Source organism: Butyrivibrio fibrisolvens, assembly GCF_037113525.1.
GTDB lineage: Bacteria > Bacillota > Clostridia > Lachnospirales > Lachnospiraceae > Butyrivibrio > Butyrivibrio fibrisolvens.
Genome location: NZ_CP146963.1, coordinates 1510402 through 1528814, shown reverse-complemented (window position 1 = coordinate 1528814; position 18413 = coordinate 1510402). Strand labels below are relative to the sequence as shown.

Here is an 18413-nt window from a genome sequence, read left to right as displayed (position 1 = left end):
TGTAAAATTGATTTAATAATATCAATAGTCTTCTTAACAAGGTATCTCAAGTTCTCACCTCTTTTCACTAATAATAGTCCTATCATAAAACCAAATACCATAGATGGCATTAATTGTTGTTTGTTACTTTACCTGCGTTCTAAATTCTGTTTTTGAATCACTTTATTTAAAGGTGTGGACTTATTTATTCTGGTGCATAATACGCCAGATTATTTAATGCCATGCCTTTTGTGTTATCATGGGAAAGTTACTGACAATAAAAGGCAGGATCCCTCCCCGACCAAAGTTTGGTATCCTGCCTTAGCAACTCCGTACACAGAAGTGTACGAAAACATGCAAGACAATGATAACCCTTTACGTCGAAGAAAACAATCCGATTACACCATGTTTCTACAACTCTGTCCTAAACAATCTCCAGTTCCATCAGCTCAAATGCCCTTGTGGTCAGTCAGGCTGCCTATCCGTCCATGGTTATTACAACAGATATGTTAAAACCGAGGATGGAAAAGTAATGTTCAGGATCTGCCGTGTGAAATGCGATCAGTGTGGACGCACTCACGCTATCCTTCTGTCATCAATGGTTCCTTATTCCCAGATATCATTCCAGGATCACCTTCAGATAATCACAGCTCATGAAAAAGAGACGCTTTCAAGCATCACTCTTTCCTCAGCTCTGTCTTTTGACGAGAGCAACTTTAGATACATCATCAGGATGTACCTGAAGCACTGGAAACAACGGCTTATCTCCGAACGTATTTCTGTTGATAGCGAAAGCCTTATAAGCAGCTGTTTTCAATACTTCAAGCGTCAGTTCATGCAGATTAAATGTACTCCAAATATCCTTTTCTTAAATACCACATAACCTGGCACGAACTCTCTCCTGATCCTCCATATACTTAAGAAAAAACGAAAGGAGGATCCGCCATGGATCAGGAAAAACAACAAAACATTGCTCTTATGAGATACTCTGTTATCTCTCCAATCATTTCAGGTCTCTGGGAAGACTACTCATCCCTTACGGCTTTCTTTAATGACGCCTCAGCCAAGGGAGTTTTAGCTCCTGATGGCTCGGTCAAGCACTTTGCACCACAGACCATTGAGCGCTGGTACCGTAACTACAAGAAAGGCGGTTTTGATGCTCTCATCCCTACAGGCCGTGTGGATCAGGGTCTGCCCCGAAAGCTGGATGCAGATCTTCAGGAACAGATCAGATATCTCAAAACCAACTACCCCCGCATGTCCGCAGCATCTATCCACAGACAGCTTCAGGATAACGGAAGCATAAAAGTAGGCACTGTTTCAGAATCAACAGTCAACCGCTACGTCAATCAGCTCTCACTTGAAATGAAGACCACCACAAACCCTGACATGCGACGTTACGAGCGCCCACACATCAACGAGGTATGGTGCGGAGATTCAAGCGTTGGCCCCTATCTTAAGACCGATGATGGCAAGAAGCATAAAGTCTACATCATTGCCCTTATCGATGATGCAAGCAGGTTCATCGTAGGCATAGATGTTTTCTTCAATGACAACTTTGTTAACCTCATGTCTGTCATAAAATCAGCAGTTGCAAAGTATGGACGTCCACAGATGTTCAACTTTGACAATGGCAGTTCCTACAAGAACAAGCAGATGGAACTCCTTGCCGCCCGCATCGGCTCAGTCATCCATTATGACCAGCCTTACACGCCTACACAGAAAGCAAAGATCGAGCGCTGGTTCCGCACCATGAAAGATCAGTGGATGTCAGGCCTCGACATCAGGGATTTCCATTCCCTCGATGAACTCAGAGGTAATCTCTTTGCCTATGTGCAGAAGTACAATCAGACCGTACATTCTTCCTTAAACGGAAGATCACCGCAGGACAGATACTTCTCAGAACCAAATCTTTTCCACCGCCTCAGCGATGAAGAGATAGACCACTCCTTCCTCCTCGAAATCGAAAGAAGAGTCTCGGCTGATAATGTCATCACCATAGACCAGGTTGAATACGAAGTGGACTGCCGTTTTTCAAAGCAGCATATCAAGCTCCGCTATTCTCCAGGGCTTGACGAAATTTACATTGTTGAAGCCGATGGAACACTTACGCCAATCCGTCTCCTAAACAAAGTGGAGAATTCCAAAGTTAAGAGAGACAAGGTACATATCTGCAGAGGAGAAGACTGATGGAATACTTTACACGCTACGGGCTTGAGTTTAACCCATTTATCAAGAACTCAAGGGAGATAATCGTTGATACCGCAGAACACAGGGAAGCCCTGTTCCGCCTTGACTACCTGGCCAAGACCAAAGGATTCGGCCTGCTCACCGGAAGTCCCGGTAGAGGCAAGACAACTGTCATAAGGCACTGGTCATCATCGCTGAATCCCTCGCTGTATAAAGTTATATATTCAAGTCTTTCCACCCTGACCCCGAATGATTTCTACAGAAATCTTGTTTCAGAGTTTGGCGCCCAGCCTGCATTCAAGAAACCAAGTAATTTCAAGATCATCCAGGAAGAAGTCACACGCCTGTCCGTTGAAAAGAGGAAAACGCCTGTGATCATCATTGATGAAGCGAACTATATCAACAATGCCATCCTTAACGATCTCAAGATTCTTTTTAACTTTGAGATGGATTCCAGGGACAGAGCAGTCATTCTGCTTGCCGGACTTCCGAACCTTAATTCCACACTTGGGCTTGGTATTCATGAACCCCTCAGGCAGAGAATCGTCATGAACTACAACCTTGATGGTGTGACCAAGGAAGAAGGCCGCAGCTATATCTCTGAAAAGCTCAAAGGTGCTGGCTGTAATCAGACCATCTTTGATGATGCAGCAATGGAAGCAATACTCAACGCAGCTGATGGTACTCCGCGTCTCATAAACAAGTACTGTAACGCCAGCCTCCTTATAGGTGACAGCGCCAAAGCTGATCTCATTACAACCGACATCGTCATGCAGGCAGTCAATGACTGCGAACTTGGTTAGGATTACATCCCTCACTCATTTAAAGTGCGTGAGGGATGATTTCATTTATATAATCTGAAAATCAGGTGTCAAACAATCTGACTGAACCCTTTGTCTGACCCCCTATGCAGCCTCATTTAAAGTGAAGATTGAGGACTCATTTAATGTGCCGGACAACAATTAATATCAAATCTATTATTTTTACATCATATTCATACAGTCCAAAATAGTCTCTGCAATCCCACCTACAGTTACAAGATTATGCTTCTTTATCACATTTTCCGAAATCCTTATTGTATACTTTTCTTGTATATCAATATACAAATACACCATATCTCTTGGATTTATATAGTATGGTTTTCCAAATATATTCGCATTTATATCATCAATCTTTTTCCCAGTTAATGAAAATATATTTGAACACACCTCACGCTCTATCGCTTTTTTATCCACCATTACTCTATTTCCCTTATAAAACCGAAATATTTGCATATTCCTGTAATGTTGATACAAGTTTTTTTATGGATTTTTCCTTCGTCTTGTTATCAAAAATAGTAAATGTACTTGTCCCATCCGTTTTCTCAATAACAAATTGAGTATTACATGTAATATATGACAGTTCCTTATCTGATTTAGATACTGGGTAATTGAGTGCAAAATTGCTTACATATACCTGATCCACCTCATAATCATATTTGTTGTAAAGTTGATTTATAACGTCATTCAAATATCCCTGCATATTATCTACATAAAGTGAGTTAAATATGATGTAATCAGCCATAACCGCATGGGAAACATAATAGTTTAATATGCCAAATTCGTTATGGAAGAAATCATCATATGGAAAAGCTCCTCCTGGCACTCCAATAATTATCACATCAGGATTTTCTTCCTTGTACAGTTGCAAAATATATTTATTAAATCTAATAATCTTAGTGGATTCTGAATCTTCGCCGTAGCTAAACATAAAATCCGGAAATGCATGAAATCCATAAAACTCAGAATAATTTTTGCTGCCAATTTGAGTTATCTTATAATTTCTTTTATGTAATTCTCTCCTCAATTCCAATTGCACATCAAACTTACAGCATCTCTCTCCAGCTCCGATGACAAGTATTATAGGAGCAGGTACCTTTTCTATAGTTCTATCATTTATGTCAATATCATCATTTAACCGTATTTTATTTCCGTCATATAACTTCAAATTTGGGTTATTGTGTGTTTTTTCAAGCAACAGCTTTTGAACTGATAAGCTCAATTTTCGTAGCACAATAACTTCTATCCCTTTTAATAAGGCATCTTCTATTTTATGTATAATTTCTGTTTCCGATATCGGTAAAAATGATTCTGTTATTATTAAAATATCTGCATTTTTTATCAAGCGATTATAATCGGATTCGACACAAATCTTTGTAGCTATCCCTATCTTAGCTCCTGCATCTTCACCCTCATATCCCCATCCTCTCGGTGCGACACAAAATAATCTCAGGTCTTCTTTATTAAGATAAACCGTCATATCCATGTGCTGTAAAACATGAATATCCGTTACATCGTATGGATATAGGACAACTCTCTTCAAAAGATTTCCTCCTACGAACTCTACAGAAAATATATATTGTTATCTTCTGCTTCAACTTCTTTAATCAAACAATAATCCAGAAATAAATTTTCCGTCGCCGATTTAACCGCTTCACAATGTGATAGCCTAGCTTTTTCTGAAAGCCGATCTCCACATTCTGAAAAAAGTACACACTGATAACAAAATCGACTACACCAACAATTTTTACACTCATTCTGAGTAGTTTTACCTATATTCAAAATGTTATAAATCTTTTGATAATCAAAGCCATTTTCAATATTTCCAATAACTATTTCTGGTATATTTTCATTTAGTTTTTCACAAGGATAAAAGTCTCCATTAACATTTACAAACAATTTGTGTATACCAGGAATACAAGGTCCACCTGGGTGACCTGAATCTTCGTAATTATAACCCTCGCTCCTGCCTTTAAGCCGCATTTTTATCACATCATAATACGACTTAACAATCGGAGATATCTCTTTTTCTGATATGAAACCACACTTACTTAATAGAAGCTTAAATACTTCATATTGATATGCTTTATCATATTCTTCATTGTAGCCAAGCATATCATCATCCTTAATTCCTTCAGCAGCAATGTCACTAAAGAAAGTATTAGATTCTTTGACGCTATCATAGTTTGTGAAGAATTCATTTAAGCATCCATAATCCCCCTGTCCATCAACAACACAGTTAAACATTATCTCCTTCATATAATCCGGATAATGCTTTTGTATAAGCTGAATGTTTTTCATTACCTTGTCAAAGCTTCCTTTACCACTCATTAGTTTTCTATTCTTATCATGTAATTCTCGTGGTCCATCTAAGCTTATCGTCATTTTAAAATGATGACTTGCAAGAAAAGATATTTTCTCTTGATCCAGTAATGTTGCATTTGTTGTTATATGATAATTGACTTTTTTACCTTCTCCTTTGACTTCTGTATATTCAACTATTTTTTTTATAAGATCATATTGGATAATCGGTTCTCCACCATAAAACCCGATATTAATTTCTCGCTTGTCAAAAGAATGTTTTATATAAAAATCTATGGCCTTTTTTGCCACCTCAATAGTCATATTTTTATTGCTATGTATTCTGTTATAATAGCTTCCAGAATATGGACAATAATTACATCTTAGGTTGCATTGTTGAGTAATCTGCAATGTCAACATTTCAATTGAACCATTTAGGTTTTCCAACAGCATTTGTGAAGCTGGATGTTCTATACCCTTCCATTTTTCACTACTAAGCATTCCTGCCATTTCAAGCGTTTCTAATTCTCTCCTTATATTCCCATTATTACAATGCTTTTTCTTTCCTTCGGATAAATAATCATATAAATCCGATGACACCCTGACTATGGCATTTGTATTAACATCATAAAAATATTTTGCTTTTGGCGTTTCAAAACAATGTATGAATGGTTTATTCATATTCTGCCTCATAGCGAGACGGGCTGCTGTTTTATAACAACAGCCCTGTCCATGGAATTAGTCTCTCTGCAATTTCTGGTTAGTGTACTTGGATGATGTACTATTTACATGAACAGTACATCCACAATTTGTACACATGCAATACATGCGCATGTCCATGGAACTCGCTTTTCTTCTTACCTTTTTTCCAAGTTTCTGCATCAAATTTGTACCTCCTTCCGGTTCAACACATTCACAAATCTATGTATAATAGAACACATAGACCATTTACTTTTTAAAGAGAGTACGCTTATCCTCTCGCTCCCTTCAAAACATCACCCTATTCCTTTGTGTCAATCTTCCCAGACACAAGCCGTGACAAGGCGGAAGAATATGTGCCGCTGCTCGTATAAGTCCCACCGGCATTTGCCGCAGCCATGGCTATAGTATTTCCTTTGGACATCATTTTATCTGCGTAGGAATTATGCCCGGTGAACAGCGTCTTCAATGTGGATATATCAGCTTCTTTCAGCTTATCTTCGTCCAGTTCAAGCTTGTTTCCGCTTCCTACAGAAATCCCCACCTTATTCAGCAGTCTTTCGCTCATGGATGTATTCTTGGTCATCCACGCAGCATTACGCAGGACATTCTTGTTATTAGATTCTCCTGCCCTTTCAACCGTAGCATTATAATCGTCAATAAAGGAATTCAACGCCTTGGTTATGGCCTTCCAGTCATAATCCTCTTTTTCTGTTTCTTCCCCGGTCTTTTCGTCCTTTTCCTTTATGGTTTTCTTCTCCCATAGCGAATCCTGCATCAACGCCTGAGCAGATTTCGCCATAGAGCCTGCATTTCCAGCCATAAGAGAAAGCATCGGCTTGCTGTCTCCACCCAAAGAAGCCTGTTCAGCCTTTTCCTTCGCATAATAAGCCTTCATGAGCTTTCCGTAGGTTCCATTTTTGATCATGGCATAATCAGAAAGATTAAAAGCACTGCTGTTATCAGACGATACGCTTAAGCCCTCAAGAAACGCATTGGAATAATTCTTATATTTGCTGGCATAAGAATCATCAAAATAATCATTGCTTCCGGCGTATTCCCGTATTGTAGACATAACCCAGACCTCCTTATCTTAAATCAGCATCCATGCGCAAACACTTCATATCAAATCTTCACATCAACATTATTCCCGGCAGGCTCTGCCACAGAACCCGTACTCACCGAAACACCCTCTGAAACTACATCAATCGGCTCATATTCATGATCTGTTCCATGTACAGCTTCAACCTGGGCACCATCATCCTCAGAAACAACGCCGGGCTGCTTATCTTCTTTATCAGTCTTGTCCTTCTTATCAGTCTTATCCTTACTTTCAGCCTTCTCGGTCTTCGCAGCTTCCTGGTCTGCCTTGGCAGCCTCTTCCATTTTCTTATTTGCGTCGGACAGGATCTCCATCTGAGAGGCTGTTATATCCTCAGCCTTTTTCTCAACCTCTGCAAGCTCTTCCCTCTTTTTCGTAGTATCGCCGCCCCGTGCTTCATCCAGCTTGATTTCGGACTCTAAAACTCCGGCCTTGCCTTCCATCTCAGACTTCACCGCCCCCTGCACCTTGACCTGATGCATGGATGAATCAGCTGAAATGATAGCCTGCATACTGGCACTTGACATCCCAGTGCCACCTTTAGTTTTTCTTGCAGCCTGTCTGCTGCCTCCAAGCATATCATCCATGGAAGAGCCGCTCTTCTGCTGGTTCTCCTTCCTCTGCTCAATCTGATGCTGCCGGAGCTGGTTCTGTAAGTCGCTGATCTGCTGCTGAATCTCCTGTCGCTTCTTCATCTTTTCTTCCAGCGACATCTCCTTATTCTCGCCAAGCTCCTGCATCTGTTTCTGAGCATTCGCTATCTGATTCTGGATATTTTTACTAAATGCATCCTTTCCCTGTTTTGACGGCATTTGGATAATTCCAGTACTTGTTTGATTGTTAACACTTCCTACTCTCATGATTTTGCCCTCCTTTGGCTTATTGTGTGCTTCTGAAATCCGTTTCATTTATACGTAGTAGTCTGTTTTCTAAATGCAACTACGATATGAACGCTATTAAACTGTTCCTCATATTGTTGTTTTTATGCCATAGTTCCTTATTCGTTCAATCATTGCAAGCAATATAAAATCGTCCTTTTCTATTCTCATTTTCGGATGTTTTCATCCCAATATAAATCACTTTGAAGTGAACGGCAGGATTTTCGAGGTAAACGGTAAAAATTACTCTGGTATCATCATCATGGCCGTAAAAATAACCATATCTCTATCCTGCTCAATTTGGATAGTTCCAAAATACTTTTCAGCAATTCTCTTTATATTCATAAGTCCATACCCATGTGTTTCCTTGTCCTTCTTAGAGGTTTCTGGATAGCCTGTCTCTAAATTCATATTAAGCATATGCGAATAACTGTTTTTCACCTGTATCAAAAAAGCATTATTATTTTTCCATGATTTTACCTCAATGATTGGATTTTCACTTTCAAGTGAAGCTCTAATTGCGTTTGATAAAGCATTATTCAAAATAACACCAATGTCTATGGATTCAACTTTCCCATTTGTTGGATAACTGAATTTCTCATAAAACTTAATTCCTGATTCTTCAGCCTCTCTCTTCTTCTCAGATATAACTATATCCGTGACTGGATTTCCCGTTTTAACATTTATATCTGGCATAGGAAACCCATTCTGCCATTCATTAAGATAAGCTATTGCCTCGTCATTCTCTGCTTTGTCAAGAAGATTTCCCAGTACCATGATATGGTCATTGATATCATGCTTTATCCCACGTATATCAGAATATATCTTCTCCATTGCATGGACATGACCAGTTAATTCTTCTATCTGCTTAGATATAAGCACATTCTGCAGAGCATCTTCCTGTGATTGCTTGATATGTTGATATGAGCGCATAACTGTAATAGCGGCGAGAAATGCTATTACTCCAAACAGTGCACGAATTACGTCATAAATCGGATAATTATTCCAAATATATTCACCAGACACTTTCACATACGCATCAGACATAAATGCACTAATCCAATATCCTGCTATTATCGCAACATAAGGAGATACAAGCAGCGTCAGCTCTCTCCATTCCATTATTTCTAATTTCCTTAAGTAAATTTTTTCTGCAATTATTATTTCTAAAAATAACAATACATTTTCTGTGATAATTAACAAAAACAATGCCACTACAAAAAGAATAAAGCGACTCTGCTCATTTACAGACGAATTCGCATAGGTTAGTTTACTTATCAGTTCCCATGGTAATGAAGCAACAACATTTGACACCCAAAGAAACATATAAATTGTCAAAGATAAAAAAATCTTCTGCGGAATATTTCTTCTTTCAACAAGCAACGAGGATAAACAGATTGATACTATACCAATAATATAGGCAGAAATACTCGACATCTTAAATGGTGTCAGGTATAAAAAAGTCATGACCAAAAAGAAAACAATTCCTGTTATCACCGCCATATATTTTTTTAAAACGTATGGAACATAAAAGCGTGCGACAAGAATGCCACTAAACAATAAGCCTATTACAGCAGATACAATATTCGCTATCTCCCACATTTTTTCTACATTCATGCCTGAACCCTCCTACGGCCATATTCCAAGTATGCCTTAATAAATCCATCATATTCTCTTCTAGCGATAGGAATATTATCGCCATTTATCATGGTGACCGATGTTCTATCATAACGTTCCACATATTTCATATTTATAAGATATGATCTATGTATACGATGAAAGTCCCTTCCAACAAGCACCTCTAGTGCTGATAACTGTCCATAGTATTCAATGTTTTCTTGTTTTGTGTGAAGAATAGTTTTCCTATCAAACACCTCTGCATATATCAGCTTCGACAAGCCAACTCGAATGTGCTCTGTTCCAGACTGTATTTCAATATATTTATCACGGATGCCCTGTGACTTTTCTAGATATCTCAATTCCTCTGCTGCATCTTCAAGCACAGATTTAAGCTTTTCATCGGACACTGGTTTGACAAGAAAGTGAAAAGCATGAAAATCAAATGAATTGAATACTTGACTTTCTTCACCTGTTATAAATATTAAAATCTTTCGCCAGCCTTTATCTCTCAAGACCTTTGCTACTTCCATACCGTCTAATTTCGGCATCTTGATATCCAGCAACAAAATATCCGGAAATATTTCCGCTTCAATAAGACTAGCACCTGATGTATAAACCATAATCTCCGCATCGGGGAAAAGATTTTCAACTTTCTCGGCAAGAATGGAACATATTCTTTTTTCATCATCGCATATAGCAATTCTCATAGTCATCTCCTCCTGCGCATATTTTATAATATTATCGGATTATACATCACGTTTTTTCTATCAATGGAGTGAACGGTCGATTTTTTGAAGTGAATGGTTAATATTTTCATAACAAATGACGTTATATATTATTCGACCCTTTTCCCAATAAAAAAACAGGTAGTTGTACCCTATCTGTGTACAACCGCCTGTTATGTCTATTTTATACTTCTATTTGTGAAGCTAGCACCTCACGTTGCACCTTTCGCTGCTTTTCGGGTTGGGGGACTGTACCTCTCTCTGCCACGATAGCTTTCTTCTCAGCTAACCTTGCTCTAAGAGACGGTCTTCCCTTATATCTACGCTTCCTCTCTTCTTCCTCAATCCTCTCAAGTTCGGCATTTCGGATTTCCTTGCGCTCTTCCGCCTTGGGAACGGTGTTGCTCAGATAGTTGTCAATCTGGTTAAGGTTCTCCTCTTCCAGCTCCTCAACTTTGGCAAGCGGCTTATATTCTGCCAGCTTTATCAAGAGTTCTGCAGCCTTACGGACATTCTCGATATTATCACTCTGCGAAAGCACATCCCCTAAATACTTCTTATAATCCATGGAATTACCACTGCGTATATCAGCGGCGATATTCTGTACCTGCACCTCCCAGTTATCTACCGTATCCTTGTACTCATACGGATCAAAATCACTGGAGAATCTATCTATCTCCGCCGCAAGTTTAGCCGCTTCGTCCACATATACAGGCTTAATGGCATCCAAATCCACAGCCTGATCTGAAAGCTGTCTGCCATATTCCCCATGTCCAGGCAGATTTCCAACAACCTCTGCATCAGGAAATGCCTCAATAAGCTGTGTCAGCTTCGATACCGCTTCTGCATTATTGCTGATATCAGGAAGGTATCCAAGGTCATTGAGGTCAATCCTGTTTCCATATAAGAAGTCCCACTGGACATCATCCATCTCACCTGTCCCAACGGTATGCACATTGATTCCAACTGCCGAAATCATGTTCATATGATCTGGCGATATAGCATCATATATCGCCTTTGCTTCTTCAATAGTTGCTATGTTTTCATGGTACTTACCCATGCTGTGAAACTCGCCGCATTCTGCCACCGTATAGGTTACAATCGTTTCTGCCTTCTGTGGAAAATCCAACACCTTACTCTGTTCCGATTCTACTGCCATCTGCACCTGCTTCTCCGCAAGATAAGCCTCCACTCCAATTAAATACTCTGAAAGGCTTCCCGACTGCTCCTGCGATATGGGATTTATGTCAAGAGCTACGCCTCCCATGACAATTCCATCCTCATGAAGCAGATTAAACAAGGTATCCTCCCGCTCCGAGCCGCTGAAATACAAAACAACATCAAGGTCGGAGCCTTCCGTTTCCATCCCACGGCAACGGCTTCCCGATACCACTACATCCTCTATTGTCACATCAAGGCTGTATTCTGTTATCAGCTCCTGTACGTGATTCTTCACAAAAGATTCAATCGTATCCGGGTCCATCGTCCCAAGTTCATGGAACATCTCTTTTGTCTTATCCTTAAATGCGCTTATGACTGCCGCATCATTAAGGCTGCTATTCATGTTTTCATTATCCATTACTGTCCGCCTTTCTATGGGGCTTCGAAGATTTCTCCCCGAAGCCCCATGTAATTTAAGATATAACTGTCTCTTTTTTCTTCTGAATACCAGGATTATTCTTGTCCATAGCTGCCACGATATCTTTTTTCTCATTAAGCCTTGCAATGAGAGACCGCCTTTCTTCTATTTCTGCAGGCTTTGAACCAGTTTTATCCTCATCATCAGCATCCAAGAGGTTTTCTTTCTCTGGAATATCCCCATCAGAAACAGCCTCTGCCTCATCTTCATGTACACTTGTTTCTGAAAGTTTTTCATTTTTCTCAGTTTCAGACTCCTGCTTCGGTGCATCTTCATCAAGATCAACTGCATCCTCGCCTTTTTCATCCATATCCAATAGGCTGTTCAGTTCAGCAAGCCTTGCAAGCTTATCTGAGAGTTCCTGTTCCTGTGGGAAAGGCTTTTCAACCTCGATTTTTGCCGTTTCAAGCTGCTGCTCCACGTTTGCGAGCTTTGCTATCGCATCCTCAAGCTGCTTTGTCATGCCCTCCATGACATTGCCGATACGTGTAATATTACCGGACGGATCAGAGCCTATCTCCACACCATGACTAAGATTTCCTTTCATGTTCAGAGTAAATTTCCTGCTGAAAGAATCGAAGGTTACATTCATCTTCATGCCAAGATAATCGCCTAACGGAACGGCCACATTCGCCTGCTTCATTTCTTTGCAGATACCAATGATTGCTATTCCAGCTTCCTTCCTGTCATCATAGGTCTTGCCTACCACGGTCATGGAAAACAAATCCTTGTCGGCAGGCTTATTGGCATTATAAGTAGCTATATCAGCCTTCATTCCGGCAATACGCTCCTTCAATGCTGATATCTGCTGTGGATAGTTCTTTGCGATGTTATCCTCCAGTCGGTATTTCTGACTGGTATGGTTCGCTTTCATGAGCTTCAGCTTCGATACCTGGATATCCAAGTCCATCTTTTCCTTAATGTACGGATTACCTGTTGCCAATGCCTTGACCTCCGCATAGGTGAGCGCAGCCTCGTCAATATCCTCACAGCTTCTGACCGGAGATTTACTGGTCATGATCTGCCCGATGAATTTCTGCTTATTCTCAATAAGCTGCCATGAGTAGGCATCAAATGTGCCTTCCGTGACATATCGGAAGATCTTCACCTTCGGATTGGTATTACCCTGTCGCAAGATACGACCTTCCTGCTGTTCAATGTCAGACGGTCTCCACGGCACATCCAAGTGATGAAGTGCTATCAGCCTGTCCTGCACATTCGTACCGGCTCCCATCTTCTGCGTTGATCCCAACAAAAAACGGACCTGTCCGCTTCTTACTTTGCCAAACAGCTCCGCTTTCCTCGCCTCGGTATTCGCATCATGGATAAAGGCTATTTCTTCCGGTGGTACTCCTTTTGCTATCAGCTTGTCTCTGATATCCTCATAAACATTAAAGGTTCCGTCCCCTTTGGGTGTCGAAAGGTCGCAAAAAATGAGTTGGGCTGACCGCTTATCTTTTGTCTCCTCCCATATCTCAAATGCCTTCTCCACACATACGCTGGACTTACTGTTAGGATCATCCGGCAGCATATCGTTCATAAGACGCTGATCCAGAGCAAGCTTTCTGCCGTCGTTAGTAATTTTAAGCATATTATCAACAGAAGAGTCCACCATACGGTTACGCACCCGCTCAGCCCTGTCTGCAAGGGACGCCACCATTTCCTTTTGTGCTTCTGACGGCTTAAGCGTTACATTCTCATACTCTGCTTCCGGCACAGGGAGCTTAAGCATATCGGGAGTCTGGATATCGGCACTCTCCTTAAAGAGTGCGATCAGCTCAGGCAGGTTAAAGAACTTTGCAAACCTTGTCTTTGCCCTGTATCCGGTTCCCTCCGGTGCAAGCTCTATCGCCGTCTGTGTATCACCGAAGTTAGCCGCCCATGCATCAAATTGTCCCAGTCCCAGCTTTTGAAGCGTACCATACTGAAGATATCTCATGTTGGTGTAAAGCTCCGTCATGCTGTTGCTAATCGGCGTTCCGGTTGCAAAGGTCACGCCTTTACCGCCTGTCAGTTCATCAAGGTACTGGCATTTATTGAACATATCCTGCGACTTCTGCGCCTCTGTCTGTGCGATACCTGCCACATTCCTCATTTTGGTATACAGGAACAAATTCTTGTACGAATGCGATTCGTCCACAAAAAGTCTGTCAACTCCAAGCTGCTCAAAGGTTACGACATTATCCTTACGGCTCTGGTCATTGAGTTTATCGAGCTTTGTCATAAGCTGCTTCTTAGATTTTTCCATCTGCTTGATGGTATATCGCTCACCCCTGTCTGCCTTCGCCTGTGCTATGGCTTCTGTGATCTCATCTATCTGCCGCTCCAGTATTGCCACCTGTCTTTCCTGTGACAGAGGGATCTTTTCAAACTGCGTATGACCAATGATCACAGCATCATAATCGCCTGTTGCTATACGGGAGCAGAACTTCTTACGGTTAGCAGGCTCAAAGTCCTTCTTCGTTGCCGCAAGTATATTTGCTCCGGGATACAGACGCAGGAAATCACTCGCCCACTGCTCTGTCAAATGGTTCGGTACTACAAACAATGACTTCTGTGCAAGCCCAAGCCTTTTAAGCTCCATAGCCGCCGCAGTCATTTCAAAGGTCTTGCCCGCACCTACGCAATGAGCAAGAAGTGTGTTATCTCCATACAGCACATGGGCTACCGCATTTTTCTGATGAGGTTTCAGCTCTATATCCGGTGTCATACCCGGGAACTGCAAGTGTGATCCGTCATATTCCCTTGGTCTTGTGGAATTGAAACGCTCATTATAGACCTTTACAAGATTGGCTCTCCGCTCCGAATCCTTAAAAATCCAGTCCTTAAAGGCTTCACGAATTGCCTCCTGCTTCTGTGCTGCAAGCGTGGTCTCCTTCTTATTCAGTACCCTCTTTTCCTTGCCATCCTCCACGATGGTATCATAGATCCGCACATCCTTAAGGTTCAGGCTATCCTCCAGTATCTTATAGGCATTCGCCCTACTTGTACCAAAGGTCATGTTGGCAAGGGTATTGCCATAGTCTGCATTCTTACCCTTTACATTCCAAAGCCCGGTCACATCCGAATACTGTATGCCCATGACATTCCGGTTAAAAAGATATCCAGGCGTCTGGAAGGTCTCACGCATGAAGTCCTCAATATACTTCGGGTCAACCCATGTTGCCCCAAGACGGACTTCTATATCCGATGCTTCAAGGTCTTTCGGCATCACCTGTTCAAGATGCACCACATTTACCTGATACTCCGGGTGATTCTCCGCATAGTTCTTTGCTATGGTAAGCTTCTCACGGACATTGCCGGACAGATACTCATCTGCCGTCTCCCACTGGTCTGTCAAAGGATTCTGAAAGATTACTCCTGCAAGCTCCTCGGTTATGGCTTCTTTTTCCTTTCCCGTAAGCTCTGCCATATAGTCAAGGTCTACCTTGGCTTTTTCAGCCAGGGAGACCGCCAGTGCCTCGCTTGCGGTATCAACGCTTGTCACCACCTCTGCGTGTTTGATGGTACGCTTCGTGAACATATCTGCTTTACCGAGGAACTTGCCTTCATCGTCCAGCTTCTCCAAAGAACATAACAGACAATAGCTGCTGTCCTGATTAAAAGCTCTCTTATTGGTCTGGGAACTGATAAGCCCGTATTTATCGGAAAACTTATCATATAATCCGTTCAGTTCTGCCTGTTTCTCCGTAATGGCTGCATCGGGATAATCCTCCATCTGCATCTGAATAAGTTCCTGCGTACAGTCACGGATAGCGATCATACCTTTGATGCGGTCTTCCATGGTATCTGACACATCGGCAGGCTTCATAACGGAATTCTCACGATAATACACATGATCATCCACCATACAAAAGCTGTAATTCTTCACATTCGGATCTGCCGGGATTACTTCAAGGTCAGACTTTCCAAGCTCGTCCGCTGAAAGCTCCACCGCTTCATATTCCGCATGGATATTGCTGATGGCTTCACGAAGCTGTTCCTCAAATGGTCTGCTCTCATCCGGCACACAGGTACTCTCCATACCAAAAGGCCCGGATACCATCTCCATCTTTCCTACGATCATCTCCGGATGGTCTGCAAAATACTGGTTCATGGCGATACCGTTTGCATCCATTCCAAGATGCACCCAGTCCGGCTCGATATCCATAAGCCTGTCCCTTTTCTGGAAAAAAAGAATGTCGGACGTTACTTCTGTACCGGCATTCTCCTTAAAAGCTGTATTAGGTAATCTCACCGCTCCGAGCAGTTCTGCCCTCTGAGCAAGATATTTCCTGACTTGCGGGTTTTGCTTATCCATGGTTCCCTTGCTTGTAACAAATGCTACGATACCGCCCGGTCTTACCTTATCCAAGGTCTTTGCAAAGAAATAATCATGGATCTGGAAATTCAGCTTATCATAGGGCTTATCGCTTACCTTATAATTACCGAACGGCACATTTCCAACCGCCACATCAAAGAAATCATTCTGAAAATCGGTCTTTTCATAACCGCTGATACGTACATCTGCCTGCGGATATAGCTGTTTTGCGATACGGCCTGTCAGATCATCAAGCTCAACTCCATATAACTTGCTGTCCTTCATCTCCTCCGGCAACATACCGAAAAAGTTTCCTACACCCATGGCAGGCTCAAGGATATTTCCCTTTTCAAATCCCATCTGTCCCAGTGCTTCATAGATGTTTCTTATGATCACAGGGCTTGTAAAGTGGGCATTTAAGGTACTTTCCCTTGCGGAATTGTACTCCTCCGGTGTCAAAATGCTCTTTAATTCCTGATACTCTGCAGACCAGTTGCTCTTAGTTTCATCAAAGGCATCTGCCAAGCCTCCCCAGCCGACATACTGTGATAAAATCTGCTGTTCCTCCGGCGTTGCTGTCCTGTGTTCGTCCTCGATCTGCTTCAAGGTTGTAATCGCCCTGATATTGTCACGGAACTTTTCCTTTGCGCTGCCTTTTCCCAGGTCATCATCTGTAATGCGGAAATTCTTTGCTTCAATCCTTGCCGTCTCAGATAGTTCTGCCTCTCTTGCGTTATAGGATTCCCAGAACCTTCCGACAAGCCTCCTTGGAAAGCTCTCATCATCCATAAACTCATACTGGATTTTCTTAACTGCATCAAGGCTATCAGCTTTTTCAATCTTCTTTTCATACTGCCCGACCCTGACTTCATCAGAAAGCTTCTCTTCCAGCTTGCGAAGCTCCGGTTCAGAAAGCCTTTCGTAAATATCGTTACCTTCAGTATGGATGGAAAAGCTCTCCTCATCACCGTCATGCCTTGTGACCTCATAACGGATCTTCTGACGCTCTCCACGGATATCGGCTTCAAGCTCATACTCCGCTGTATGCCCGAAATTGCTGTACTCCGCTCCGATATAAGAAATATTCTGTATATCCTCTGCGGTAAGCTCTGTGTTATGGAACTTCTCCCAGTCCTCTTCCGATACATAGGTAAGCTCGTCAAAATCAAGGTACTTAAGCTCATTTTCTATAAGGTCGGTAAGGGTATCATATTCATTCTGAGAAATGATCTGGCCGTCAATCGCAAGACGGATGCTGTTATGCTCAAGGTCTACAGAAGCCTGTATCGGGTACTCTTTTCCATCTGCTTCATCCGTAAGGTCGGTATAAGCTATCTCCACATTGGAAAGGTCAGAGAAATCCGCATCATGGTCATACTCCCTGTAGCAGAATTCATTGATAAGTTCCTTTGCCTGCTCCTGTTCCGGTGTAAGGACTGCTTCTTTCTCCCGAAGAAACTCCGGCACTTCCGAAAATCCAAATGAATCCACGAAATATGCTTTATCCTCACCATTCTGATGCAGCACCACCACATCCGATACTGACATGGATCGTCCCTTGTAATCTACGGGATGGTCTACGTTGAACTTCTCATAAAGATCATCGAGGGTAGTTCCTTCCTCCAGTTCTCCGGTATAGACAGCTTCATAATTTGCCGCATCAACAGACAGTCCTCTGTTCTGCAGGTGCTCCAGATTTTCAAAGATGATATCCCGTCTGTCTTCAGCTTCATCCGATATCTGATAAATTGTATATGTTGAAGATTCCTGCTCTAAAGCCTGCCCTTTAAGCACTTCTCCTCGCATGGTCTCGTCAACATACTCCTGCGCCTCTTCAAGAGTTCTGAAGGTCTCCGTTGGAGCTGCAAAAGAATCAGCAATCGGATGAATCCCATATGAGCCATCTTCCTCACGGTCTATCCATACATACTGACCTGAAGGGAGCTTTGTTGCCCACTCCTGGGGATTATCATTTTCATCATCCGCTTCATGGACTATCGACCAGCGGCTGTTTTCTCCCCGTCCGACAGGAGGACCGAATTCGGGATTGTGATCTGCCTCTTTGCTTTCCGGCTCTTCCTGTGCATCCCCGGCTTCAATGGCATCAACAAGTTTTTCCTGCTCATCAGCAAGAGCTTCCTTTTCCTGCTCCTTTTTATACT

13 protein-coding genes are annotated in these 18413 nt (G+C 41.9%); 3 read left to right on the top strand and 10 right to left on the bottom strand.

The window, feature by feature from the left end; genetic code table 11:
- The first annotated feature begins 343 nt into the window (after positions 1 to 343).
- From WAA20_RS06125 to WAA20_RS06115, 3 genes are all read left to right on the top strand, one after another.
- A complete protein-coding gene (locus WAA20_RS06125) occupies positions 344 to 862 on the top strand; it encodes a DUF6431 domain-containing protein (RefSeq protein ID WP_139263575.1) in 519 nt (172 codons plus the stop codon).
- Positions 863 to 924: 62 nt separating this feature from the next.
- A complete protein-coding gene (locus tag WAA20_RS06120; protein ID WP_026512086.1) occupies positions 925 to 2169 on the top strand; it encodes a DDE-type integrase/transposase/recombinase in 1245 nt (414 codons plus the stop codon).
- Entirely contained in the window at positions 2169 to 2972 is an 804-nt protein-coding gene (locus tag WAA20_RS06115) for an AAA family ATPase (RefSeq protein ID WP_073384787.1), read from the top strand. Before WAA20_RS06120 ends, WAA20_RS06115 begins: the two co-directional genes overlap by 1 nt.
- A gap of 180 nt (positions 2973 to 3152) precedes the next feature.
- On the opposite strand, the gene WAA20_RS06110 is transcribed toward WAA20_RS06115, so the two are convergent.
- The 10 genes from WAA20_RS06110 to WAA20_RS06065 form a co-directional block, all read right to left on the bottom strand.
- A complete protein-coding gene (locus WAA20_RS06110) occupies positions 3153 to 3407 on the bottom strand; it encodes a hypothetical protein (RefSeq protein ID WP_139263577.1) in 255 nt (84 codons plus the stop codon).
- Between the two features lie 13 nt (positions 3408 to 3420).
- Complete coding sequence (locus tag WAA20_RS06105; RefSeq protein ID WP_073384789.1) at positions 3421 to 4530, bottom strand: TIGR04066 family peptide maturation system protein; 1110 nt, start codon at positions 4528 to 4530, stop codon at positions 3421 to 3423.
- Between the two features lie 20 nt (positions 4531 to 4550).
- The gene (ccpM, locus tag WAA20_RS06100; protein ID WP_073384790.1) at positions 4551 to 5969 is read right to left on the bottom strand and encodes a Cys-rich peptide radical SAM maturase CcpM; all 1419 of its coding nucleotides are present in this window, start codon (positions 5967 to 5969) and stop codon (positions 4551 to 4553) included.
- A gap of 57 nt (positions 5970 to 6026) precedes the next feature.
- Positions 6027 to 6170, bottom strand: coding sequence for a hypothetical protein (locus tag WAA20_RS06095; RefSeq protein WP_167562633.1), 144 nt, complete (start codon positions 6168 to 6170; stop codon positions 6027 to 6029).
- Positions 6171 to 6288: 118 nt separating this feature from the next.
- Positions 6289 to 7062: a hypothetical protein gene (locus WAA20_RS06090; RefSeq protein WP_081373621.1), complete on the bottom strand. Its 774-nt coding sequence runs from the start codon at positions 7060 to 7062 to the stop codon at positions 6289 to 6291.
- A 50-nt stretch (positions 7063 to 7112) separates the two neighbouring features.
- The gene (locus WAA20_RS06085; protein WP_073384791.1) at positions 7113 to 7949 is read right to left on the bottom strand and encodes a FlxA-like family protein; all 837 of its coding nucleotides are present in this window, start codon (positions 7947 to 7949) and stop codon (positions 7113 to 7115) included.
- 261 nt (positions 7950 to 8210) lie between these two features.
- Entirely contained in the window at positions 8211 to 9584 is a 1374-nt protein-coding gene (locus WAA20_RS06080) for a sensor histidine kinase (RefSeq protein WP_073384792.1), read from the bottom strand.
- Positions 9581 to 10294 (bottom strand): LytTR family DNA-binding domain-containing protein, encoded by a 714-nt coding sequence (locus WAA20_RS06075; RefSeq protein WP_073384793.1) that lies wholly within the window; start codon positions 10292 to 10294, stop codon positions 9581 to 9583. The genes WAA20_RS06080 and WAA20_RS06075 overlap by 4 nt, the downstream gene beginning before the upstream one ends.
- Before the next feature lie 202 nt (positions 10295 to 10496).
- On the bottom strand, positions 10497 to 11891 hold the full coding sequence (locus WAA20_RS06070; RefSeq protein ID WP_073384794.1) for a nucleotidyltransferase domain-containing protein: 1395 nt from the start codon (positions 11889 to 11891) through the stop codon (positions 10497 to 10499).
- Positions 11892 to 11946: 55 nt separating this feature from the next.
- Positions 11947 to 18057, bottom strand: coding sequence for a YodL domain-containing protein (locus WAA20_RS06065; RefSeq protein ID WP_242951129.1), 6111 nt, complete (start codon positions 18055 to 18057; stop codon positions 11947 to 11949).
- Positions 18058 to 18413 lie beyond the last annotated feature (356 nt).

Excerpts from the sequence above, each read along its gene's own strand:
- WAA20_RS06125 (WP_139263575.1), top strand. The coding sequence starts at position 344 with ATGATAACCCTTTACGTCGAAGAAAACAATCCGATTACACCATGTTTC.
- WAA20_RS06120 (WP_026512086.1), top strand. The coding sequence starts at position 925 with ATGGATCAGGAAAAACAACAAAACATTGCTCTTATGAGATACTCTGTT.
- WAA20_RS06115 (WP_073384787.1), top strand. The coding sequence starts at position 2,169 with ATGGAATACTTTACACGCTACGGGCTTGAGTTTAACCCATTTATCAAG.
- WAA20_RS06110 (WP_139263577.1), bottom strand. The coding sequence starts at position 3,407 with ATGGTGGATAAAAAAGCGATAGAGCGTGAGGTGTGTTCAAATATATTT.
- ccpM (WP_073384790.1), bottom strand. The coding sequence starts at position 5,969 with ATGAATAAACCATTCATACATTGTTTTGAAACGCCAAAAGCAAAATAT.
- WAA20_RS06095 (WP_167562633.1), bottom strand. The coding sequence starts at position 6,170 with ATGCAGAAACTTGGAAAAAAGGTAAGAAGAAAAGCGAGTTCCATGGAC.
- WAA20_RS06090 (WP_081373621.1), bottom strand. The coding sequence starts at position 7,062 with ATGTCTACAATACGGGAATACGCCGGAAGCAATGATTATTTTGATGAT.
- WAA20_RS06085 (WP_073384791.1), bottom strand. The coding sequence starts at position 7,949 with ATGAGAGTAGGAAGTGTTAACAATCAAACAAGTACTGGAATTATCCAA.
- WAA20_RS06080 (WP_073384792.1), bottom strand. The coding sequence starts at position 9,584 with ATGAATGTAGAAAAAATGTGGGAGATAGCGAATATTGTATCTGCTGTA.
- WAA20_RS06075 (WP_073384793.1), bottom strand. The coding sequence starts at position 10,294 with ATGAGAATTGCTATATGCGATGATGAAAAAAGAATATGTTCCATTCTT.
- WAA20_RS06070 (WP_073384794.1), bottom strand. The coding sequence starts at position 11,891 with ATGGATAATGAAAACATGAATAGCAGCCTTAATGATGCGGCAGTCATA.
- WAA20_RS06065 (WP_242951129.1), bottom strand. The coding sequence starts at position 18,057 with ATGCGAGGAGAAGTGCTTAAAGGGCAGGCTTTAGAGCAGGAATCTTCA.